At 32.0% G+C, this 18,275-nt stretch carries 15 protein-coding genes; 11 read left to right on the top strand and 4 right to left on the bottom strand.

Annotated features, from left to right (window positions below; translation table 11 throughout):
* The first annotated feature begins 152 nt into the window (after positions 1–152).
* The 7 genes from I6U48_RS28130 (at position 153) to I6U48_RS28100 (ending at position 8,030) form a co-directional block, all read left to right on the top strand.
* Entirely contained in the window at positions 153–1,514 is a 1,362-nt protein-coding gene (locus I6U48_RS28130) for an MFS transporter (RefSeq protein ID WP_218323829.1), read from the top strand.
* Between the two features lie 354 nt (positions 1,515–1,868).
* A complete protein-coding gene (locus I6U48_RS28125) occupies positions 1,869–3,050 on the top strand; it encodes an NAD(P)-dependent malic enzyme (protein WP_218323828.1) in 1,182 nt (393 codons plus the stop codon).
* Between the two features lie 129 nt (positions 3,051–3,179).
* Positions 3,180–4,031: a fumarylacetoacetate hydrolase family protein gene (locus I6U48_RS28120; RefSeq protein ID WP_218323827.1), complete on the top strand. Its 852-nt coding sequence runs from the start codon at positions 3,180–3,182 to the stop codon at positions 4,029–4,031.
* A gap of 239 nt (positions 4,032–4,270) precedes the next feature.
* Complete coding sequence (locus I6U48_RS28115; protein WP_218323826.1) at positions 4,271–4,990, top strand: DUF554 domain-containing protein; 720 nt, start codon at positions 4,271–4,273, stop codon at positions 4,988–4,990.
* Between the two features lie 104 nt (positions 4,991–5,094).
* Positions 5,095–7,098, top strand: a complete 2,004-nt coding sequence (locus tag I6U48_RS28110; protein ID WP_218323825.1) for a methyl-accepting chemotaxis protein — start codon at positions 5,095–5,097, stop codon at positions 7,096–7,098.
* 47 nt (positions 7,099–7,145) lie between these two features.
* Positions 7,146–7,580, top strand: coding sequence for a MarR family winged helix-turn-helix transcriptional regulator (locus I6U48_RS28105; RefSeq protein WP_218323824.1), 435 nt, complete (start codon positions 7,146–7,148; stop codon positions 7,578–7,580).
* Between the two features lie 180 nt (positions 7,581–7,760).
* Positions 7,761–8,030, top strand: a complete 270-nt coding sequence (locus I6U48_RS28100) for a MarR family winged helix-turn-helix transcriptional regulator (RefSeq protein ID WP_376774609.1) — start codon at positions 7,761–7,763, stop codon at positions 8,028–8,030.
* A 193-nt stretch (positions 8,031–8,223) separates the two neighbouring features.
* Here I6U48_RS28100 and I6U48_RS28095 read toward each other — a convergent pair whose 3' ends face one another.
* The 3 genes from I6U48_RS28095 to I6U48_RS28085 form a co-directional block, all read right to left on the bottom strand.
* On the bottom strand, positions 8,224–10,257 hold the full coding sequence (locus I6U48_RS28095) for a methyl-accepting chemotaxis protein (protein WP_218323823.1): 2,034 nt from the start codon (positions 10,255–10,257) through the stop codon (positions 8,224–8,226).
* A 200-nt stretch (positions 10,258–10,457) separates the two neighbouring features.
* Positions 10,458–10,874, bottom strand: a complete 417-nt coding sequence (locus I6U48_RS28090) for a MaoC family dehydratase (protein ID WP_218323822.1) — start codon at positions 10,872–10,874, stop codon at positions 10,458–10,460.
* 44 nt (positions 10,875–10,918) lie between these two features.
* Positions 10,919–11,767 (bottom strand): beta-keto acid cleavage family enzyme, encoded by an 849-nt coding sequence (locus tag I6U48_RS28085; RefSeq protein WP_218323821.1) that lies wholly within the window; start codon positions 11,765–11,767, stop codon positions 10,919–10,921.
* 317 nt (positions 11,768–12,084) lie between these two features.
* On the opposite strand from I6U48_RS28085, the gene I6U48_RS28080 reads away from it, so the two are divergent.
* Positions 12,085–13,110 carry a ketopantoate reductase family protein gene (locus tag I6U48_RS28080; RefSeq protein WP_218323820.1) on the top strand — a complete coding sequence of 342 codons (1,026 nt, stop codon included), beginning with the start codon at positions 12,085–12,087 and terminating at the stop codon, positions 13,108–13,110.
* Between the two features lie 204 nt (positions 13,111–13,314).
* The gene (locus tag I6U48_RS28075; protein ID WP_218323819.1) at positions 13,315–14,649 is read left to right on the top strand and encodes a short-chain fatty acid transporter; all 1,335 of its coding nucleotides are present in this window, start codon (positions 13,315–13,317) and stop codon (positions 14,647–14,649) included.
* A 93-nt stretch (positions 14,650–14,742) separates the two neighbouring features.
* On the opposite strand, the gene I6U48_RS28070 is transcribed toward I6U48_RS28075, so the two are convergent.
* Positions 14,743–16,134 (bottom strand): sigma-54 interaction domain-containing protein, encoded by a 1,392-nt coding sequence (locus I6U48_RS28070; RefSeq protein ID WP_218323818.1) that lies wholly within the window; start codon positions 16,132–16,134, stop codon positions 14,743–14,745.
* A gap of 740 nt (positions 16,135–16,874) precedes the next feature.
* Here I6U48_RS28070 and atoD point away from each other — a divergent pair.
* Together atoD and I6U48_RS28060 are read left to right on the top strand one after the other, a co-directional pair.
* Positions 16,875–17,528 (top strand): acetate CoA-transferase subunit alpha, encoded by a 654-nt coding sequence (gene atoD, locus I6U48_RS28065; protein WP_218323817.1) that lies wholly within the window; start codon positions 16,875–16,877, stop codon positions 17,526–17,528.
* Positions 17,528–18,187, top strand: a complete 660-nt coding sequence (locus I6U48_RS28060) for a 3-oxoacid CoA-transferase subunit B (RefSeq protein WP_218323816.1) — start codon at positions 17,528–17,530, stop codon at positions 18,185–18,187. The genes atoD and I6U48_RS28060 overlap by 1 nt, the downstream gene beginning before the upstream one ends.
* Positions 18,188–18,275 lie beyond the last annotated feature (88 nt).

Raw genomic sequence — 18,275 nt, 5'->3', positions numbered from 1 at the left:
AGTAGAACTTTCAGGTGTTCCTAAGGTTAATTTAGTTTAGTACGATAATATATGCGTTTCTTAGCATTAAGAAACGCATATTGAATAATACTAACGGTAAACGATTTCGAAATTTTTGTGCTTTGGCACAGCGAAAGGAATGATAATTAATTATGAGTGAGAATGCAAGAATAGAAAGTTCTTCCACAAATCGTGCCTCAGAACTCCTTACACGGCTGGCAAGTATTCCTTTTTCACGATGGCATATTAAGCCGCGTGTTATTATAGGTAGTGCTACCTTTTTTGATGGCTTCGATTCATTATCCCTTGCATATGCACTTCCTGTATTGATTGGTATGTGGCATTTAAAGCCTAGTCAAATAGGTTTGTTGATTGCATCAGGATATTTAGGACAGGCGCTAGGTGCACTGATTTTTGGTACTATAGCGGAACGTTATGGTCGTGTATTTAGTATAAAAGGAGCTATTTTTCTAATGTCTGTGATGGGAATTGCATGTATGTTTGCTGGGAATTTTAATATGTTATTTACATTTAGATTCCTACAGGGCGTTGGATTAGGAGGAGAAGTTCCCATTGCTGCTACCTATATAAATGAGCTGTCAGCAGCACATGGACGTGGAAAATTCTTCATGCTATATGAGATGATATTCCCTATTAGTTTGATGTTAACTGCACAAGTTGGAGCTTTTATTGTACCACATTATGGGTGGAAATGGATATTCTTGATAGGTGGTGTAACAGGTTTAGTTATTTTACCACTTTTCTTTACACTTAAGGAATCTCCACGTTGGTTAATTACTAAGGGGAAATTCGATGAAGCTGAACATGTTATTAAAGAAATGGAAGCAAGTACAGATGTACGTGTACCTGTTAGTATGGATGTAAATAAAACAGCAGTTAAATCAAAATGGACAGAATTATTCTCACCATTCTACCGCGTTAGAACTTTGGTTGTATGGACATTATGGTTCTCTGCATATTTTATATCTAATGGTTTAAATAACTGGCTTCCTAGTTTATATAAGACTGTCTACAAACTTCCTTTATCAGAATCTTTACATGCAGCTTCCCTTACAAATGTTGTTCAAGTATGTATAGTATTGGCATGTGCGTTTTTAATTGATAAGATTGGACGTAGAAGATGGGCAACTGTGGCTTTCCTTGTTGCTGGTTGTTTACTTGGAGCACTCTTCTTAAATGGAGCAACATCTGCAAAAAGTGTTATGTATTTAGGATCATTATCTTATGGTGTTGTAGGATCAATTACTGTTTTACTTTATCTTTATACTCCAGAAATATATCCTACAAGAATGAGAGCCATAGGGACTGCATTTGCTACAACTTGGTTACGTCTAGCTTCTGCAATAGGACCTATGATAATTGGATTTGTATTAGATGCTAAAGGAATTGCATCTGTATTTGCTGGTTTTGCAGCTATTTGTATTATAGGTTCATTAGTAGCTATGCGAATGGTTGAAACAAGTGGAAAATCTTTGGAGGAAATTGCGCCTTAAATAAAGATTGATTCATAAAATTAAGAAAAATATACGCATTATCATGCCGATTTGGAAATACATGTATGATAATGCGTATTTTATTTTTGGAAAATTTGTAGATTATTAATGTTGTAAAAAATATTTTTTTATAATTAAAGTATACATGGGCCGATTGAGAGAATATCTTCTAAATATTGATAAAGTTGATATTAAACTAATAAAGAAAAATCAAAGGTTATTGACATTATAGAAAACGTTTTATATAATAAAAGTATAGAAAACGTTACCTGTGAAATATAATATTACTTTAAATAAAGCTTCTGTCAATAATAGATAATATGTTGAAAGGTAGCAATAGGGAGGACAAAAACTATGAATGTACAAGAAGAATCTTTAAAATTACACAAAGAAAAAAGAGGTAAGATAGAGGTTGTCGGTACTATGCCTGTAACAAATGGTGCAGATTTAGCACTAGCATACACTCCTGGAGTCGCTGAACCTTGTTTAGAAATTGCTAAGAATAAGAATAATGCATATCAGTATACAATGAAAGGAAAAACCGTTGCTGTAGTTACAAATGGAACAGCAGTCCTTGGATTAGGTAATATTGGACCAGAAGCAGGACTACCTGTGGTAGAAGGTAAAGCATTGTTATTGAAGAAATTTGGAAATGTTGATGCAATTCCGATAAGTCTAGATTCTATAGAGCCTGATGATATAGTGAATACAATAAAGAATATTGCTCCTGGTTTTGGAGGAATACATTTAGAAGATATTAAAGCACCAGAATGTTTTTACATTGAAGATAAATTGAAAGAGTTATTAGATATACCTGTATATCATGATGACCAACATGGAACTGCAATTGCAGTACTAGCAGGATTGTATAATGCTCTAAAATTAGTTAAGAAAAATATAGGAGAAGTAGAAGTTGTTATAAATGGTTCAGGGGCATCTGGTATCGCTACAGCTAAACTTTTAATGTATGCAGGAGTTAAAAATATAGTCTTATGCGACATTAATGGAGCCCTTGTTAAAGGTGATGATACATTAAATGAAGCACAAAAGAAAATGGTGGAGATAACTAATAGAGGTTTGGAAAAAGGAACCTTAGCAGATGTTATTAAGAATAAGGATGTGTTCATAGGTGTTTCAGATGGAAATGTATTAACTAAGGAAATGGTTAAAACAATGAATAAAGATAGTATTGTTTTTGCATTAGCTAATCCTACTCCAGAAATAATGCCAAGTGAAGCAAAGGCAGGTGGAGCTAGAGTTATAGCTACAGGAAGATCAGATTTTCCAAACCAAATTAATAATGTATTAGTTTTTCCAGGGATGTTTAATGGTGTATTAAAGGTCAGAGCAAAAGATATATGCGATGATATGAAAATCGCAGCTGCAAAGGGAATCGCTGGATTAATAAAGGATAGTGAGCTAAATGAAAATCATATAGTACCTAGTGTATTTGATGGAGGTGTTTGTGAAGCTGTATCAAAAGCAGTAGTAGATACAGCTCAAGAACTTGGTTTAGTTAGAGAAAATCTAATGTAAAATGAATTTAAATATAATTATGCAAATTATAACTATAGACTGTAGAAATATCAATAAAGAAAAGATAAGGAAGCCATATAGCAGAAGTGAAGTAGTATAAGATTAAAGGAAGAGAGATGAGAAGCTGCTATGAAATTAGTCAACTTTAAAGTTGGAGAACAAATTAAGTTAGGTATTAAAAACGAGCAAGGTATTATAGATGTAGCAAAAGTTGCTGAAGATCATTCTATTAGGGCGTATGCCATTGTAGAAGAAGTCATTGAAGGAGGAGAAAAAGCTCTATCTGAATTGTCTCAATTAATACAGAAGGAAACTAACATAATTCCAGAAAAAGAAATTATTTATGCACCTCCTGTAATAAAACCAGAAAAAATTCTTTGCATTGCTTTAAATTATAGAGAAGCTGGAAAAGATATTCCAAAGCAGCCGATTATATTCAGTAAATTCAACAATACACTGGCTGCACATGACCAAATTGTTTCACTACCCCAAAATGCTGAAAAATTTGATTATGAAGCAGAATTAGTTATTGTCATGGGAAAAGAAGCTAAAAATATTTCTAAGGAAGAAGCACTTAACTATATATTCGGATATACTGCTGGAAACGACCTGGCTGCTAGGGAGCTTCAATGTATAACCCATCAATGGCTGTTAGGAAAGACCTGTGACCACTTTGCACCTATCGGACCATATTTGGTAACAGCTGATGAAATTGATACTGCAAATCTAGAAATTAAATGTAAAGTAAATGGAGCTCTTAGACAAAATGGCAATACTAGGGACATGGTTTTAGATTGTGCTGCAATTGTAAGTTATATATCTAGTTATATGACATTGAAACCTGGAGATATTATCTTTACTGGAACCCCTAGTGGAGCTGTTTCAACCTATCCAGAAGACAAGCAGCAATGGTTAAAGTCTGGAGATGAAATAGTTGTTAGTATTGAAAAGATTGGTGAACTGATAAATGTATTAAAATAGATGATTTTCAGCTATAGCATTAATGTTGTAGGTTAGAAAAACTTAAAAAAAGCAAGACAAACTCTATCTGATGCAAAGGATTCTGTTTACCACAAGACGATAGATAATAAAATCAGCCTATATCTTTAAGCGTCAAAGAGATTAAGATATAGGCTGATTTTTATAGAATTATTGAAACAAGGATTTATTAAGCAAATAAATCAATTTTAAAATTATAAAACAATGAAAGGAAGATAAATATGCCTATTGGAGTTATAGTTAACAGTCTAGCAGTATTTTTTGGAGGTTTAATAGGAGCAGTTTTAGGAGATAAAATTCCAGAACGAACCCGTACAGCTTTGCCTCTAACCGCTGGAGTAGCATCTATGGCTATGGGAGTAAACTTAATATTAAAAATGAATACGATGCCTGCAGTTGTCTTATCTTTAATTCTTGGAAGTGCCCTAGGTGAGTTAATTAAATTTGAAAAGGGAATTGAGTGGTGTGTAGGTCGTATACGTGGACCAATTGAGAGAATCTTTTCTAATAAGGGAACTGTAGATAATCAAAAAGAATTCATGGAAAAATTTGTTGGTATAGTAATTTTATTTTCTGCCAGCGGAACAGGAATATTTGGGGCATTAAAGGAAGGAATGACTGGTGATTACTCGGTATTATTAGCAAAGTCATTTCTTGACTTTTTTGTAGCAGCAATTTTTGCAACAGCTCTTGGTTACATAGTTTTAACTATTTGTGTTCCGCAGTTTGCTGTATTAATATGTTTGTTTTTCAGCGCATCAATCATACTGCCAATGACTACACCTTCAATGATTTCAGATTTTACGGCTTGCGGTGGCATGATTATGTTAGCAACAGGTTTCCGTATAAGTGGTATAAAAGCTTTTGCAATTGCCAATATGTTACCTGCTCTTATACTTGTTATGCCTATATCATATTTATGGACTACTTTTGTAAAATAGCTATTTATAAGGTTGATAATGAAAGACCACTTTCAATAGAAAATTAAAGACTATACTTATTTTCAAATGTGTTAGTAATCTGTAAAGATAATGGAGGTAAATTTGTGAAAGCTAAAAGAAACATGAAAAGAGTGTTCGCAAGTATGAAAAACAGGTTGATGGCCATTATGATAGTTATTGGCATTATACCAATAATATCATTAGGCATTTGTTCTAATGTTAAGACCAATAGCGTTATAAGAAATAGGTTTAAAGTGTCCACTAATCAAACAATTCAAGAAGTTAATAGAGGAATAGAAAATTTTTTTGAAGGAATATGTATTCCTTTAAAATTTATAGACAATAATTCATATCTAAAAGAAATAACAACACATCCAGAAAATGAATCAGTAGTAAAAGCTATTTTTAAAGATATAAAATCTAGTAATGATAGCATTGAAACTGTTATATTTGGACTAACAAATAAAAAAGTATATGTATATCCTGAAAGCAGTACAACACTAGACCCAACAACTAGACCTTGGTATATAGGTGCTGTGGCTAATAAGGGAAAGGTATTTTATTCTGACCCATATATTGGATTATTAACTAAAAAGAATCTTATTACAGTATCCATGACTATTGAAAATAATGGACAAGTAATTGGAGTTGTAGGAGTAACTATAAATCTTGATAAATTGTCAAGCAAATTATCAGATATAAAGATTGGACAGAAAGGTTACGTATTTGTAGCTGATTCAAAAGGTATTTTAGTAGCCCATCCTGATAAAACTTTAATAGGGACAGATAAAATTAAAAAGCTACCGATATGGGAAAAATCTAAAAATAAAGAATCAGGATTTCAAGAATATAGTGATGGAAAATTAAATGAAATTATTATTTATAGCACAAATAAATTAACAAATTGGAAGCTGTTTGCATCGATGCCTAGATCTGAAATAAATGATGATCTCAATTCCTTAAAAAAATATTCAATTTTAGTTATTTTCATAATGCTTGTAATTTCGGGAATATCAGCATTAATTGTGAGTAGAATGATTACTAAAAATATAGACAAGTTACAAATGGAATTTAATAAGGCATCTAATGGAGATTTATCAGTTAGAACGGATATTAAGAGCAAAGATGAATTCGGTCAGTTAGGAACTGATTTTAATATAATGCTTGATAGTATAGGGGAATTAGTATCTAATGTAAAAAAGTCTGCTGATATTTTGAATAAAAACTCAGCTACAATGGCCTTAATGGCTATGAGAAGCTGTGATGCTGTTAACGAAGTGGCGACAACAATAGATCAAGTTTCAAGCGGAACTTTAGATCAATCAAAGAGCGTAGAAGAAGGAGTTCATGAATTAGAACAGTTGGGTAATAAGATTGATAATATATCTCAGCTTACAAATGAAATGTCTAACGCGTCAGAAAGTACAGATAAGTTAACTAAAAAGGGAGTAAAAGTAGTAGAAGTTCTTACTCAGAAGGCTTATAACACTAATAAATCTACAACGGAAGTGAGCAATATTATATATGATGTAAATAAATCGTCTAATGAAATTAGTGTTATTGTTGATACTATTAATCACATAGCGTCACAAACTAACTTATTGGCATTAAATGCAGCAATAGAGGCATCAAGAGCAGGTGCGGCGGGTAAAGGGTTTTCGGTAGTTGCAGATGAAATTCATAAACTTGCTGAACAATCCACTTTTGCAACTCAACAAATTCAAATATTAATCAATAGTATTAAAGATAAAGTACAAGCATCAGTTAAAGCAATGGAAGAAACAAAGAATATTGTGGTAGAGCAGGATAGAGCTGTTCTTCAAACAAAATCTATATTTACTGAAATATCAATTTCAATAAATCAAGTAGTTTCACAAATTCAATTAGTTAAAGAAAAAACACTAGAAACCACTAATAGTAAAGATGAAATAGTTGGTAAAATGCAAAATATATCTGCAGTATCAGAAGAAATTGCTGCAAGTACAGAAGAAGTTTCAGCATCTGCTGAAGAGATAGCAATGATGATGAACAAGTTTTTAATTGATGCAAATTCTTTGAAACAATTATCAATGGAACTTGAATTACAAATCAATAAGTTTAAGTTATAAGAGAAAAATATGCAAAGTGGATAGTGGATAAAGGAGGACTAAAATATATGAGTAATAATGCAATATCTTTAGCTAAGTTAACTAACAGCATATATAGATGTACTCAAATATATATTGACAAAGAGCTAGAAGAATTTAGACTTACTACTGGAAGTTATCCTTATTTACTTGTATTAAATGTAAATGAAGGCATAAGTCAAAATGATATAAGCAGAAGACTTAATGTTGACAAAGCTATGTCTACAAGGACTATAAAAAGGCTAACGGAACTTGAATATGTAAGAAAAGAACATAATGTAGAGGACACAAGAGCATATAAGCTTTATATAACAGATAAAGGGAAAAATATAATTCCGATAATCACAAAAATTATTAATTGCTGGGCAAGTATTTTAATAGAAGGCAACGAAGACAAAGAGGTTGAGATTTCTATAAAGTTCCTAGAAAAAGTTTTAAATAATGCTGAAAAATATAAAAAATAGAGGTTTAGGAAACAGAAAATATTATTTTGAGCAATTTTATAAGGGTTATTTTGTTAGATTTGAGCTAAGATATGGATTGATAAAAACATAGCATATATTAGTTGGAATTTCAACTAATATATGCTATTATAAATGTAATATAGTTGAACTTTCAACTAATTTCATAGGAGGTGAAGTCTTATTAAAACCCTAGATAGCCATATATTAAGGGAGATAGGAACTCTGTTCCGGTGCATTCATTCTATAAGCGATATTAAATTTAAAGAAATAAATCTACAAAAAGGTCAATTTATATTTTTAACAAGGATCTGTGAAAACCAAGGAATTAATCAAATTGATTTATCAAACCTTTTAAAAGTAGATAAAACTACGACAACAAAAGCTATACAGAAACTTATTGAAGCAGGGTATATAGAGAAAAAAAGAGATGATAATGATAAAAGAATTTAGAGACTTTATCCAAAAGAAAAAGCTTTGAAGATATACTTATTTATTATTGAAGAAGAAAATAAAAAATTTTTTTGAAATAACCAAAGCATGTAGTTTAAAAAATAGAGCTACATGCCTTAACTTTGTTACAATTCTACAGGTTAAATTAAAATTATTTTGAATTAAGGTGTTTTTTTATATTAAACACGCAGCTTTATATTTTGAATTTGGATATTAATTCTTTTAACTGTTCAGCACTATCAATGCTATTAGATGAACTATCTTTTATATCCTTTAATCTAGAATCTATAATATTAGTTTTATCAGATATTTTAGAAACACCTTCAGCTCCATTATTAATGATTTGAGCTGATTGGGTTATTGAACTTACAATGGCAGATATAAATGTATTTAGCTCTTCAGAAGTCGCAGTAAATTCTTGCATAGCAGTTCTGAAGTCTTCAGCATCCTTATAATATAGTTTGCCTGTTTTTAGAAAATCTTCGTAATCAACCTTTACATTGTTCTCTATAAAGTCTAGTATTTTAGTTGAATTACTAGATAAATCGGCTACAGAGGTTATAACCTTTTGAATAGTATTTTGAATATTAGCTGCAATACCAGCAGACTCATGTGCAAGTTTCTTAACCTCATCGGCAACTACAGTAAATCCTTTACCGGCTTCACCTGCTCTAGCAGCTTCAATAGCAGCATTAAGAGCAAGAAGATTAGTTTGAGATGCTATTTGTAAAATTGCTTCGGCCAGATTATTAATTTCATATACAGCACCTGAATTGTTAATAGCTTCTTCTAACTCATTTTTAACAATGTCATATATCCTGTCTGCATTTTCTTTTGAAGTTACTGAAGCCTTCATTAATTCATTAGCTCTTTTTAATGTATTTAAAGAATTATTATATGAATTTTCTGATGTTTCAGCAATGTTCCTTATGGCATTTTCCATTTCAGCAGCAGATGCTGATATTTCTTCTGAGTTTGCAGCAGCTTCTTCCATTCCGGATGATAGGATTTTGGACTCACTGTATGTTTCATGGGCATATTGTTTAAGCTTTTCTGTAAGAATGTCTACGTTTACTGCGTTATCATTTATTTTAGAGGAAATGTTAACAAGATGGTTTAATACTTCACGTAAAACATTTCTCATATTTGCTATGGAATTAAAAATATCCCCTACTTCATCCTTGTATTTGGAATATTTTTCGTACTTTTTCTCATGGGTTAAATCTAAATTTGAGGTTTTATTTACTAATTCTGTCATATCAATAATAGGGTCTGTCACCCTCCTTGATAAAAATATACCAACAATAATGCAAATGATCAAAACAACTATGTTTATTTTTACTAGCATAGCTGTAATGTGAGCTATAGATTTTTGCACATCGGATTTGTCAGTTTCTAAAACCAATATCCACTTTGTTCCAGGTATTATATTGTACGATGCGATTTTAGTTTTACCTGAATAATTATAACTTATTTCTCCACCTTTTAATTCTTGTCCGTTTTTTATTTCATCTATAATTTGTTTTATATTTGAAATTTCAACAGGTTTTCCTATTTTATCCACAGTAGGATGATATAACACATTACCTGATATATCTACTAAATAGGAAAAACTGGAACTATAATTTTCTAATTTTGCTTCTTTAAGATATTTAGCAATCCCTTCACAATAGACAATAGAGCCTGCAAAGCCAATAACAGTATTATTATCTAATATAGGACTTGCAAATACAACTATTTGTTTTCCAGAATACTTGGATACAAGAACATCACTAATAGAATCCTTTCCCCCTAAAACTATTTTTACATATGCTCCCTTTGAAAGATCTATTCCAATGTTTTTAGGATTACCGTCAGTAACTATGATTCCATTTGTATTTGCAATAAATGGTACTTCATAGTAAGGATTATTTTTTACGTAATCAGCTAACCATTCGTTGCTTTCATTAACAAGTTGTCCATATTCATTTGAATTACTATTTTCTTGTCCCTTTTTTAATACCTCATAAGCTAATTTATTATTTGCTATTACTTTTGCACCTGCTTGTTCTTTTTCTATTAAAGTTACTATGGTTTCCATAGAGCCTCTATTAACAACTGAAAGGGATTGCTGAGTTTCATTAAGTAGATTGTTTGACGATTGAAAGTATGTAAATATAGTTGTTATTATTATAGAAAATACTAACAAAATACTCATGAAAATTGGAATCTTTTTTTTAATTGACATAATATATCCCCCATTTTTTATAATTTAGATTTTTTGTATGAAGTTTTAAAGTCTGTAGTATATGTGCTTTTAAAATTCAAAAAAATGTAAAAAGCAGAGAGGATCATTCATAGAGTTGTTATAAATGATCCTCTCTGCAAACTTGAAAGGATATCTTACGATTAGTTAACAACTAATTGTAAGATGCCTTCTGATGTTTTTTATTTTTGTGGAAGAACTACTGCTTCGCCAGAAGTTACCATGACGTCATTCTGATTAGTGCAATAAGTTTTTAAAACAACTCGGTTTTTTTCAGGATATATCTCTTGTATCTCCACAGCTGCTGTAATTGTATCCCCAAAACGTACAGGTGCAAGAAACTTAAGTGTTTGAGAAGCGTAAATTGCTCCTGGTCCTGGAAGCTGCACACCTATAACTGCTGAGATTAATCCGGCACTTAACATTCCGTGAGCGATTCTGCCTTTAAAGAAAGTATTCTTTGCATAATCTTCATTTAAATGGGCTGGATTAATATCTCCTGTAACTCCTGCAAACAAATAAACATCTGATTCTGTAATTGTTTTTGAAAAAGACGCCGTTTGCCCTACTGATAATTCATTAATCTTAAGACCTTTCATAACCACATTGCTCCTATCATATGTAAATTAATCAAAGGACGTTATTAAAATACTTTTCTTGTAAGTCCATAGATTTGACGTGCTTCATCTGGAGTAGCTGCGTCAAATCCGGCTTCTTCAAGCAATCTTTTTGCTCTAGCAACAAATTGAGCATTTGATTCTGCAAGAACACCTTTGTGGTACATAACGTTATCTTCCATACCAACTCTAAGATGTCCACCCATTGCAATTGTTGCTAACATAATAGGCATATGACCTTTACCAATTCCACATGCACCCCATGTTGAACCTTCAGGAAGAATGTTTTTTAAATGTACTAAGTTTTCAATAGTGTTTGTCATTCCACCAGCAGCTCCAAGAACAATTTGGAAATGGCATGGAGCTTTTAAAACACCTGTCTTTATATAGTGAATTGCATTGTATACCATACCTGCATCAAAAATTTCGATTTCTGGTTTAATATTGGATTCTTGAAGTGCATGGCCAAGTTTTTCTAAGAACTGAGGTGGGTTATAGAATACAGTTCTGTGCTGCCAATTTAATGTACCTGCATCATAGGAAGCTAATTCAGGTAGTAATTGTTGAAGTGGGTAAATACGTTCTTCATCTCCGAAGTCAACACTTCCAGAACTTGTGATATTTATACAAATGTCACAGTCTTTTTTTGCTCTGATTAGATCAATAGTTTCTTTGTACTTTTTAAAATCTGTAGATGGTGAACCATCATCATTACGTACATGAATATGGGCAATAGCAGCACCTGCTTTCCATGATGCATAAACGTCCTCTGCAATTTCTTGTGGTGTAATGGATAAGTTTGGATTATCCTCTCTTGTTGGCCACGAACCAGTTATCGCTACAGAAATTACTCTTTTTTTACTTAAATCACTCATTTTTAAATTCCTCCGTTTAAAAAATAATTAAAAATTTATTGTAAGGTTATCACCTTTCATGTAAATTAAGAGCAAAAAGGATGCCAACTCTTATTTTTTAGCAAAACCTACTTATTTATTAAAACTACGTATTCAAAAACAAATGTATGTTTTTGAAGTGTAATCATTTTCAACATATTTTGTTATAAATATGTTGAAAGTTTCCACATATTTATAACTAATTAAAAAAAAACACAAGAATATTCTGGTTTTTGAAAATTGGCATGATATTTGCTGAATGATTAATGTGAAATAAAAAATATGAGGAGGACTTAAAAATGAGAGTTGCAATTTTAGGCGCTGGTTCGCTAGGTACAATAATGGGTGCTGTAGTTTCAAAGAATGGGGGGGAAGCAATCTTAATTGATGCAAATAAAGCTCATGTGGATATGCTAAATGCTAATGGTGCTACTGTTACAGGTTATTTAGATTTGAAAAACGTACCTGTTAAGGCAATTACTCCAGATCAAATGGAAGGTATATATGATGTAGTTATAGTTTTATTGAAACAAACTGCAAACAGAAAAGCTTTACCAGGACTTTTACCACATTTAAATAAAAATAGTGTTGTGTGTACACTTCAGAATGGAATTCCTGAAGAATCTGTTGCTGAGATTTTTGGAGAAGACAGAACTATTGGTGGGACAGTTGGCTGGGGCGGAGGTTGGTTACAACCTGGAGTTGCTCAATTATATACAAAGCCAGAATTTATGATAATAGAAATTGGAAGTATAAATGGAGAAGTTACTGAGAAAGTAAAGAATGTAGAGCAATTCCTAAAATATGCAGGAAAGGCAGTAATAAATACAAATCTTATGGGTATACGTTGGGCTAAACTCTTGATGAACAGTGCTCTAAGCGGAATGTCAGCAGCTTTAGGATGCACCTTTGGAGAAATTATTGATGATGATAAAGCGGCTGCATGTGCTGCTCACGTAGCTAATGAGTTAATTAAAGTTTCAAAATTAAAAGGTGTTTCTATTGAAGAGATTATACCAGGCCAAAATTTCTATAATCTTGAATTTGATGATGCTGCTGGACGTAGTAAGGCAATTGCAATGTTAAGAGACGTATATTCTGTACATAGACCACAAAAAGCTAGTATGATGCAGGATATGGAGAAGGGAATACCTTGTGAAATTGATTATATCAATGGAATAGTGTGCCAAAACGGAGATAAATTTGACTTTGATACTCCATTCAATGACTTAATTGTAAAAATTGTTAAGGAATTTGAAGCAAAAGAGATACCATTCCCATCAACGGACAATTTGAATAGATTTTCTATTCCAGAACTAGACTAAGCAGAAGATAATTCAACAATGCTGTTGAAATTAAAAAATAAATTTGAGCTACATATAAGGATGTAGCAGCACTTATCGGTAATCGTATTCAACAAGGAGCTGCCAAAGAAGCTAAAATACATAAGTATTAAAATTTGGTTCAGTACTCCACAGTTCAACTAAATAAAAATCATATTAATTTATTAAGAAAGGATGAAAAAAATCATGGTTAAAAAAATGTTAGACTTTTTTCTGAAAATCATGCAGAAGTACCTACCAGCTCCACTTACAATAGCATGGCTGATCACTTTGTTTGTTTCTGTTATGGCCTTAATTTTTACGCCTACAACTCCTTTAAAGTTAGTTCAATATTGGGGAGGCGGAATATGGAATCTACTTACATTTGCAATGCAAATGACTCTTATGTTGGTTAGTGGATATGCTTTAGCAGCGTCTAAACCAGTACATAAATTATTGAAAAGATTGGTAAGAATCCCTAAAACTCCAAGGCAAACGATTTTATTTATTGCTTTTATATCCATGCTTTTATATTATTTCAACTGGGGGCTTGGACTAATTGCTGGAGGAATGCTTGCTAGAGAAGCTGCTCTATATCATAAAGATACTGATTTTCGTTTGATTGTAACAGCTGCCTTTTCTGGTATAATTATCACACATGGTGGATTGTCAGCATCAGTTCCACTATTAATAAATACACCAGGACACTTTGCTGAAAAGCAAATAGGATTGGTTCCACTTACACAAACAATTTTTGCACCACAATGTTTATTTATAATCATAGGACTAGTTGTAATTATTCCATTTGCATGCTTGCTTATGATGCCGAAAAAAGGAACAGAAGTTATTGCAGACCCTGCATTGTTTGCAGATGCTGAAGATGAAATAGCTGAAACTGTTGTAGACAAGAAATCATTGTCTTTAGGAGAAAGATTAGATAGAAGCAAAATTTTAAATATTACATTCTGGTTAATGGGTTTAACTTACTTGATATCATATTTTGCAAAAAATGGCTTTAATATAAATATCAATACAATTGTATTAACATTTATTGTAGCTGGGCTGATTTGCCATGGATCATTAACTAAATACATGGAGGCCTTTGGAAAAGGCTGTAGTACGGCTTCAGGAATTATATTCCAATTCCCAATATATGCAGGAATAATGGGAATCATGGAAGGCAGCGGTCTTGTTATAATGATTTCACATTGGTTACTTTCAGCAGCAACACCAAAAACATTTGAATTATGGTGCTACTTCTCATCTCTTATTATTACTTGCTTTGTTCCTTCAGCAGGAGGACACTGGGCTGTACAAGCACCATTCATGCTTCCAGCTGCGAAAGCACTTGGTGTACCAGCATGGAAGGTTGCAATGGGAGTTGCTTGGGGAGAAAGTATTTGGAATATTGTTTGCCCAATGTGGGCTCTGCCATTGCTAGCAATTGCAAAAATAGATCTACGTGACTTAATGGCCTTTTCAGTATTATTATTCGTAATTGGAAATATAATTACAATCGCAGGGATTTTGATTTTCCATTGATTTAGGTTGAAACTTGAATAGTAGTAGATAACATAGCCCCAACACAATCTTAAAAATCTTGATTAGTGTTGGGGCTGTTTTATAAATAATTATTTAAATATCAATCCCATATTTTTTTAATTTATTGTATAAAGAACCTCGATCAATATCCAATAATTTTGCTGCTGCTGATTTATTTCCTTTTACTTCAATCAGTGCTTTTATAATTTTTTCCTTTTCCACCTTGGATGTAAGTTCAGTTAAGGAGTTTTCATTATTAATTGATTCTTCAGATGAATGATCATTTTTGTAAATACGGGGCAGAAGAAAGTCAAAGTATTCTATTTTCAAAGGTCCAGAGCCTGCCATGATGCATGCGCGTTCTAAAACATGCTCTAATTCACGTACATTTCCTGTCCATTGATATTCATTGAAAAGTGATAAAACATCCTTCTTTATACAAGTAACTCCTAAGCCAAAAGAATTATTTATCTTATTGATAAAATAATTGCTAAGAGGCAAAATATCATCTAATCGATCTTTAAGTGGTGGAATTTTTAACTCCACTACATTAATTCTATAAAACAGATCTTTACGGAATAATCCCTGGGCTACTTGATCTTCAATATTTTGATTTGTACTGCAAATAACCCGTACATCTAACTTTATTGTCTTTAATCCGCCTACACGTTCTAATTCTCTTTCTTGTAAAACTCTTAGCAATTTGGATTGCAAAGAAAGTGGCATTTCTCCAATCTCATCTAGAAGAATGGTTCCATAATTTGCTAGTTCGAATTTTCCGACTTTTCCGTTTTTTAACGCACCCGAGAATGCTCCAGGCTCATATCCAAAAAGTTCTGATTCCAATAAATCCTTTGGGATTGCCGCACAATTTATTTTTACGAAATTTTTATCTTGACGATCACTGAGTTGATGAATGGCATTTGCAAATACTTCTTTGCCAGTTCCAGTATCACCAGTAATTAAAAAAGTCAAATTTGAAGAAGCAAATTTTTGTATGGTAGCTTTTATATCCATTATGGGCTTTGACTTGCCTATAACCTGATCTATGGAAAATTTTTGTTTTATGGACAGTTCCATGATTTTTTTCCTATAAGACATATTTTCCTTTTTCAATTCGATAATTTCCTGATTCAGTTTATCGACTTCATTTAAGTTATAAAAAGTAGCTGTACTGATAACACCATAAAATTTTTCTTCATGAAAAATAGGTATACGGTTACAAACAACGGTTTTACCATCCTTAAGTGTAAAGAGATGACCGATTTCTTCTTTTTTTATTTGAATAACACGTGGTATTCCCGAGTTTTCAATAACATCCTCTATAGGAAGTCCTAAAATGGATTCGTCACCTAATCCTAATAACTTTTCATAGTTCTCACTTACAAATAATATTATTCCTTTATCATCTGTAATAATTGTAAAATACATAGATTTGAGAGCATACTTCATCAGTTGATCATACACATTGTCATTATTCTCCATCTTTAGCCTCCCATTCAATTTAAGTTAGTGTGAAATTTTTCACACTATTCCTTTATATTTTTCTTTATATATCAGGAGTTACAGAGTTTTTTAAAAAATAAAAAACAATGCTCCCTTTTTCGGTCATAATTGAATCTTCGAAAGCACAAAAATAACACGAAAGGCTGTCATTGTCATGAATTCAATTATAACTCATTTATTTTTATATAATCAATATTTTTTAAAAAATAATTTAGCAATTACTTATGTCTATTTGTAAATACATTCATCTTATGTTATGACTGCGGCCGCAGTTATAAAGACTTTTGTTTATAGCTCAGACTATAAACCTTCTAATATTCTTTCTGATGATGAAACCTATATCAAGGATGAAGTGTATAAATTACTATATTTGGATTATTATGGATAATTGTAAAAGGTCTATCTATGAGCAAATTTTTTAATAGCATAATTTATACTATCCAATTTAACCTTTAATTTATTATACCATTTATTACCTCATTACACTATATTTGAGGTTGTGGATTCTTTCAACGGTTTTTACTAAAGATGTGTTGAAAACCTCTACACATTTATTAGCTATAAGATGAAAATGCTCCTCTGTGTTTTAATGTGGTTAAATGGAGAGTGAGTTGTATTATACTTTAAGATAGAATGTCATTGAAAAATATTAAAATTGGCACAAGAATTGCTACATGTAATATATGAAAAAGTCACAAATTAAAGAGAAGGTGAAAAATATGAATAAAATTAAAAATGTTAATGAAGCAGTTGGTTGCATAAAAGATGGAATGACCTTGATGATTGGAGGTTTCATGGGCGCAGGGACTCCAGAAGTGTTAATTGATGCAATAATAGAAAAAGGTGTAAAGAATTTAACAATTATTGCTAATGATACAGGGTTTCCAGATACAGGAATAGGAAAGCTCGTTAAAAATAAGAGAGTTAAAAAAGTTATAGCTTCTCATATAGGACTTAACCCTGAAACTGGAAGACAAATGAATAGCAAAGAAATGATAGTAGATTTAATACCACAAGGAACACTAGCGGAGCAAATTAGATGTGGTGGTGCAGGTATAGGTGGTTTTCTAACAGAAACAGGAGTTGGAACTATTGTAGAAGAAGGAAAACAAAAAGTAAAAATTGGAGATACAGAATATATTTTAGAATTACCATTAAGAGCAGACATAGCCTTAGTAGGTGGTTCTGTTGTAGATAAATCAGGGAACACTTATTATAACGGTTCTACAAGAAACTTTAATCCATTAATTGCAACTGCTGCTGATCTAGTAATAGTAGGTGCTGAAAAGGTTGTTGAGGTTGGAGAATTAGATCCAAACCATGTAATGACACCAGGAATATTTGTAGATTACATTGTTGGAGGTGAAAAATAATGGATAGTAAGAATATAAAAGAGTTTATAGCAAAGAGGGTGGCAAAGGAATTAAAAGACGGAGATGTAGTAAATCTAGGTATAGGTCTTCCAACTATGGTTGCTAATTACTTACCAGAAGGTATAAATGTGGTATTTCAATCTGAAAATGGTTTTGTAGGTTTAGGCTCAGTGCCTGAAGAAGGAAAAGAAGATAAGGATATTGTAAATGCTGGTGGACAACCTGTTACTGTAGTAAAAGGAGCTGCATTCTTTGATAGCGCCACTTCTTTTGGAATTATTAGAGGAGGGCATGTAGACGCTACTGTTTTAGGTTCCTTAGAAGTAGATGAAAAAGGTAACTTAGCAAATTTCATGGTTCCTGGTAAAATGGTTCCTGGCATGGGTGGAGCCATGGATTTAGTAAGCGGAGCAAAAAAAGTTATTATTGCAATGACTCATACTGCTAAAGGAGCTCCAAAGATATTAAAAGAATGTACATTACCACTTACAGCAGTTGGAAAAGTAAGTTTAATTATAACAGAAATGGGAGTTATGGAAATTAAAGACAAGGGGATTGTATTAAAGGAATATAACCCTGAATATACAGTGGAACAAATTAGGGCTGCTACAGAGGCAGAATTAATAACTGATGAAAATTTAAAGGTTATGGAAGCATAGAAACAAGTAGAAAGTTACATTAGATAAATAACTGACAGTAATAATAATTAGTAGAGGACAGTTGACAGAGTACAGAGGACAGTGAAGG

It is taken from the genome of Clostridium thailandense, assembly GCF_019207025.1.
In the GTDB taxonomy this organism is placed as follows: Bacteria; Bacillota; Clostridia; order Clostridiales; family Clostridiaceae; genus Clostridium_AM; species Clostridium_AM thailandense.
The sequence above is the reverse complement of the archived record's forward strand: the minus strand, read 5'-3'. Positions and strand labels throughout refer to the sequence as shown.